This is a genomic window from Natronospira sp., assembly GCF_007134575.1.
Lineage (GTDB): Bacteria > Pseudomonadota > Gammaproteobacteria > Natronospirales > Natronospiraceae > Natronospira > Natronospira elongata.
The window spans coordinates 1-4,878 of the sequence record NZ_SLKM01000112.1 but is presented as its reverse complement, the minus strand read 5'-3'; the positions used below and the strand labels follow the sequence as shown (position 1 = coordinate 4,878).

Genomic DNA, 4,878 nt, shown 5'->3' with positions numbered 1-4,878 from the left:
TTGAGTTCCGTGATGGTGTACTCGGCGTGCTGACCCGAGAGCATGGGATAGTCGGCCGTCGGGATGCCTTCGCCGCTGGGCCCGTGACAGGCGATGCAGGCGGTGACGCCGGTTTCCAGGTTGCCGCCGCGATAAAGCCGCTTGCCCTCTTCAGCCAGCTCCTGGTCGGCACTGCCGGGCTGGGGGGTCTGGATGGCGTAGAAGACCGCCAGATCCTTCATGTCCTGGTCATCCAGGCCCTGGACCTGACCCGCCATCACCGCATCGCTGCGCGTGCCGTCTTTGTAGGCGCGGAGCTGCTTCAGGGTGTAGCGGGCATGCTGGCCGGCCAGCTTCGGCCATTCCGGGTTGGTGCTGTTGCCGTCGGGGCCGTGACAGGCGGCGCAAGCCGTGCTCTTGGCCTCACCCGCCTCCGGGTCGCCGTCCACCAGGGGGTCGGCATTGACGCTCAGGCCGAGGGCAAGGGCGGCCATGCCGGCGAGAAGCTGCAGTGTCCTCATCGTTCTCAGGGCTCCTGAATTCCGCCCGGCCGGTGCCGGGCTAGACAAACTGGAAATCGCAAAGTCGGGTATTGTACACAAGTTTTCGTCCCGACCGGAATCACCACGAGAGCCAGTCAATGAGTGAGCAGGCAGCAAAATCCATCAGCGGGCTGATGCAGTCGGCCCAGTTTGTCCTCAGCGCCGCCAGGAAGGGCCAGTTTCCGGCCGATGAGCTGCCGGAAGTGGCCTTTGTCGGCCGCTCCAATGCCGGCAAGTCCAGCGCCCTGAACCGCCTCACCGGCCAGCGCAATCTGGCCCGGACAAGCAAGACCCCGGGGCGCACGCAACTGATCAATTTCTTCGAACTGGACGGCGGCAGCCGGCTGGTGGACCTGCCCGGCTACGGCTATGCCAAGGTGCCACCGGCGGTGAAGGAAAAATGGGCCCGACTGATCGAGAGCTACCTCCAGGCGCGCCCCAACCTGGTCGGGATCATCCACATCATGGACATCCGCCACCCCATGAAGCCCTTCGATGAGCAGATGCTGGAATTCGCCGCGGCCATCGACTGCCCGGTGCACATCCTGCTCACCAAGGCGGACAAGCTCAAACGCGGCCAGCAGGGCAAGCAGCGTCAACTGGTCCGCAACGCCGTGGGCGACGCCGCCGGGGTACAGCTGTTCTCGGCCGAAAGCGGCCAGGGCGTGGACGAGGCCCGGGCGGTGATTGCCGGCTGGCTGGGCTGGGTTGAGGGCTAGCCCGGGTTAGTAAAAGGTGGCCTCGCGCAGAGGGCGCCAAGGGCGCGGAGAAGTTCAAGGGCGGGTTTCACGCAAAGGCGCAAAGGCGCCAAGGAAAACCCTATAAGTTGTTGTGGTTGGAGCCCCCTTCTGTAGGAGCGGATTTATCCGCGATATCTCTCTACCCTTCTTTTGAAGACAGGGGGTTGATTTGGCCACATGCGAAACCTGCCTCCGGCAGGTTTCGTCGCGGATGAATCCGCTCCCACAGGGGGGGGCTTCGATCGGCTTTGTCGGTGCCGGGGCCACAACAAAAGGATTTTCTGGCCTGGTTGGTCCGAGAGGGGCCAAGTTCCGCCGGTCAGGTGGGAGTTCGAGTGCCTGGAGGAAACCGAGCGGTCCCGCCTGAGCGGCGCAAGCCCCGAGGGTGGAGGGTGAATCCGGATGGCTGATCAGGGCCTCCTGCACGCGTGGAATGGCAAGGTGGTTTCGAATGCCCCCTGACTGACCGATGGTGAGCGGTCACCCTTCACCCTCGGGGCCCAAAAAAAAATGCCCCGGTCTGGGGGGACCGGGGCAAAAAGGGGCCCGGTGTCAAAAGGGGGAAAAACACCGGGCCAGGCGACGTCCGGCTTGGGGTGACCGAACGTCTCCCACTCAGGGAGGGGAGTGGGCGAGCGCCTTGCGACGCTCACTGACTATGATGCGGCCAAACGGGGAAAGTTCCAAGTCGTACGAAAAAATTTTTTTCAATCACGCCGATTGCCCGCAGCGATCAATGGGCCTCCTCCCAGTCGATCCCGTCCTCGGCGTCCACCTTCAGGGGCACGGACAGCTTGCCTGCTCCGGCCCTTGCCATCCGTTCGGCCACCGCCTGGCGAAAACGGTCCACAGCGGCCTCGGGTACCTCGAAGACCAGTTCGTCGTGGACCTGCATGATCATCCAGACCCCGGGCCATTCGGTGCTCAGCCACTCGGCCACATCCAGCATGGCGCGCTTGATGATGTCGGCGGCGGTGCCCTGCATGGGCGCGTTGATCGCGGTGCGTTCAGCGTACTGGCGGCGCTGGCCGTTGCGGGAGTTGATCTCGGGCAGATACAGGCGGCGACCGAAGACGGTCTCCACATAGCCCTGCTCGCGGGCCTGTTTTCGGGTCCGGTCCATGTAGTCGGCCACGCCGGGATAGCGCTGGAAGTAGCGGTCCACGTATTCCTGGGCGCTCTGGCGCTCGATCCCCAGTTGGCGCGCCAGGCCCCAGGCGGACATGCCGTAGATCAGGCCGAAGTTGATCGCCTTGGCGGCCCGGCGCTGGTCCGGCTCCACCTCTTCCGGTCGGCCACCGAAGACCTCGGCGGCGGTGGCGGCGTGGATGTCCAGATCCTGCTCGAAGGCCTTGAGCAGGCCCTCGTCGCCGGACAGATGGGCCATGATGCGCAGCTCGATCTGGCTGTAGTCGGCGGCCACCAGTCGATAGCCCTCGGGGGCGATGAAGGCCTTGCGGATGCGCCGGCCCTCGGCGCGGCGGATGGGGATGTTCTGCAGGTTGGGGTCGGAGGAGGACAGCCGTCCGGTGGCGGCCACCGCCTGGTGATAGGAGGTATGTACCCGTCCGCTGTTGGGGTCGATCATCTCCGGCAGCTTGTCGGTGTAGGTGGAGCGCAGCTTGGACAGGCCGCGGTGCTCGAGGATCATGCGCGGCAGCTCATGGCTGATCGCCAGTTCCTCGAGCACGTCCTCGGCGGTGGAGGGCTGGCCCTTGGGGGTCTTGCGCACCACCGGCAGGCCCAGATCCTCGAACAGGATCTTCTGCAGCTGCTTGGGCGAGCCCAGGTTGAAGCTCTGCCCGGCCGCATCATGGGCCTGGCGTTCAAGGGCATCCATGCTGTCCTTGAGTTCGGCGCTCTGCTCGCGCAGCTTGTCGGCATCCACCATCACGCCGCGCGCCTCCATGCGCTGCAGGACGGGGATCAGCGGGATCTCGAGATCACGGTAGATGCCCGCGAGCGGCTTGATCGCCTGCAGCTTCGGCCACAGGGCCTGGTGCAGACGCAGGGTGATGTCGGCGTCCTCGGCGGCATAGGGCCCGGCGGTGTCGAGCTCGATCTGGTCGAAGGTCTTCTGCTTTGCGCCCTTGCCGGCAACGGACTCATAGCTGATGGGCGTGATGTCGAGATATTTCTGCGCCACCGAGTCCATGTCATGGCGGGTGGCGGTGGAGTCGAGCACATAGGAGGCGAGCATGCTGTCATCGTGTATCCCGGCCAGCCGGATGCCGGCGGCCGAGAGTACATGCATGTCGTACTTGATGTGATGGCCGACCTTGGGCAGTTTCTCGTCTTCCAGTAGGGGCTTGAGCTTGTCCAGGGCGCGCTGGCGGTCGATCTGCTTCGGCGCCCCGTCGTAGTGATGGCCCAGGGGCAGATAGGCGGCCTCGCCGGCCTTGACCGCGAAGGACAGGCCCACCAGCTCGGCCTGGCGGTAGTGGATGCTGGTGGTTTCGGTATCCACCGCCACCAGTTCGGCCTGCTTCAGGCGCTTGATCCACTCGTCCAGGTCCTTTTCATCCAGCAGGACCTGATAGTCCCCCTGGCTGTTGTCCTCGGCCTGGGCGCCGGTGCCGGCATTGCCGTTGTTCTCGTCCAGCTCCCGCAGCCAGGAATTGAATTCATGACTGCGGTAAAGCTCGCGCAGGGTGGCGACATCGGCCTCGCCCAGCTTGAGTTCCGATTCCTTGACGCCAAGTTCAAGATCGACCCGGATGGTGGCCAGTTCCCGGGAGAGTTTCAGCTGTTCAATGTTCTCGCGCAGGCTTTCGCCCACCTTGCCCTTGATCTCATCGGCCCTTTCCATGAGTTGGTCCAGGTCACCGTACGCCTGCAGCCATTTCACCGCCGTCTTCGGCCCCACCTTGGGTACCCCGGGGATGTTGTCGGACTTGTCCCCCACCAGGGCCAGGTAATCGATGATGCGCTCGGGCGGGATGCCGAACTTCTCTTCCACCCCGGCCGGGTCCAGGTATTTCCCGGTCATGGTGTTGACCAGGGTGATGCGTTCGGTCACCAGCTGGGCCATGTCCTTGTCACCGGTGGAGATCAGTACCTGTTCCCCCCGTTCGGCCGCTTCCCGGGCCAGGGTGCCGATGACGTCATCCGCCTCCACCCCCGACTCGCGCAGCAGCGGCAGGCCCAGGGCCTCGACCATGGTCAGCAGAGGGTCGATCTGGGCGCGCAGATCATCGGGCATGGGCGGCCGGTGGGCCTTGTAGTCTTCAAAAAGCTCATCCCGGAAGGTCTTGCCCGGGGCGTCGAAGACCACCGCGATATGGGCGTCGCCATAGTCCTTGCGCAGGCGCCGGAGCATATTTCCCACACCATAGACCGCACCGGTGGGGCGGCCGTCGGAGGTGGTCAGCGGCGGCAGGGCATGAAAGGCCCGATAGAGATAGGAGGAACCATCCACCAGTACCAGATCCGGCTGTTTCATTGCCCGTTCTCCTGCTCGTCGTTGTTCTCGCTCTCGTTCTGGCTTTCTTCTTCCTCGGGCTCGGGCAGGAACAGCGGCCCCTTCTGGCCGCAGCCCGCCAACAGCAGGGCCACCAGCAGCAGACTTGCGATACGCATGGTCATGGACAATCCGTTCACTTAGGGAACCTCTGATT

Annotated in this window: 4 protein-coding genes; 1 reads left to right on the top strand and 3 read right to left on the bottom strand. The window is 64.4% G+C overall.

Annotated elements, in window-relative coordinates; translation table 11 throughout:
• Positions 1-500 (bottom strand): c-type cytochrome (locus tag ACJWXQ_RS04390; RefSeq protein WP_406672246.1); only part of this gene is annotated, 500 nt, incomplete at its 3' end.
• A gap of 119 nt (positions 501-619) precedes the next feature.
• Here ACJWXQ_RS04390 and yihA point away from each other — a divergent pair.
• Positions 620-1,240, top strand: coding sequence for a ribosome biogenesis GTP-binding protein YihA/YsxC (gene yihA, locus ACJWXQ_RS04385; RefSeq protein WP_406672245.1), 621 nt, complete (start codon positions 620-622; stop codon positions 1,238-1,240).
• Positions 1,241-1,994: 754 nt separating this feature from the next.
• Here the strand turns inward: yihA and polA are convergent.
• Complete coding sequence (polA, locus tag ACJWXQ_RS04380; RefSeq protein WP_406672244.1) at positions 1,995-4,703, bottom strand: DNA polymerase I; 2,709 nt, start codon at positions 4,701-4,703, stop codon at positions 1,995-1,997.
• Entirely contained in the window at positions 4,700-4,846 is a 147-nt protein-coding gene (locus ACJWXQ_RS04375) for a lipoprotein (RefSeq protein WP_346050546.1), read from the bottom strand. Before ACJWXQ_RS04375 ends, polA begins: the two co-directional genes overlap by 4 nt.
• Positions 4,847-4,878: the final 32 nt, after the last annotated feature.

Bases quoted from the DNA above. Each gene is read 5' to 3' on its own strand.
- yihA (WP_406672245.1), top strand. From the start codon at position 620: ATGAGTGAGCAGGCAGCAAAATCCATCAGCGGGCTGATGCAGTCGGCC.
- ACJWXQ_RS04375 (WP_346050546.1), bottom strand. From the start codon at position 4,846: ATGACCATGCGTATCGCAAGTCTGCTGCTGGTGGCCCTGCTGTTGGCG.
- polA (WP_406672244.1), bottom strand. From the start codon at position 4,703: ATGAAACAGCCGGATCTGGTACTGGTGGATGGTTCCTCCTATCTCTAT.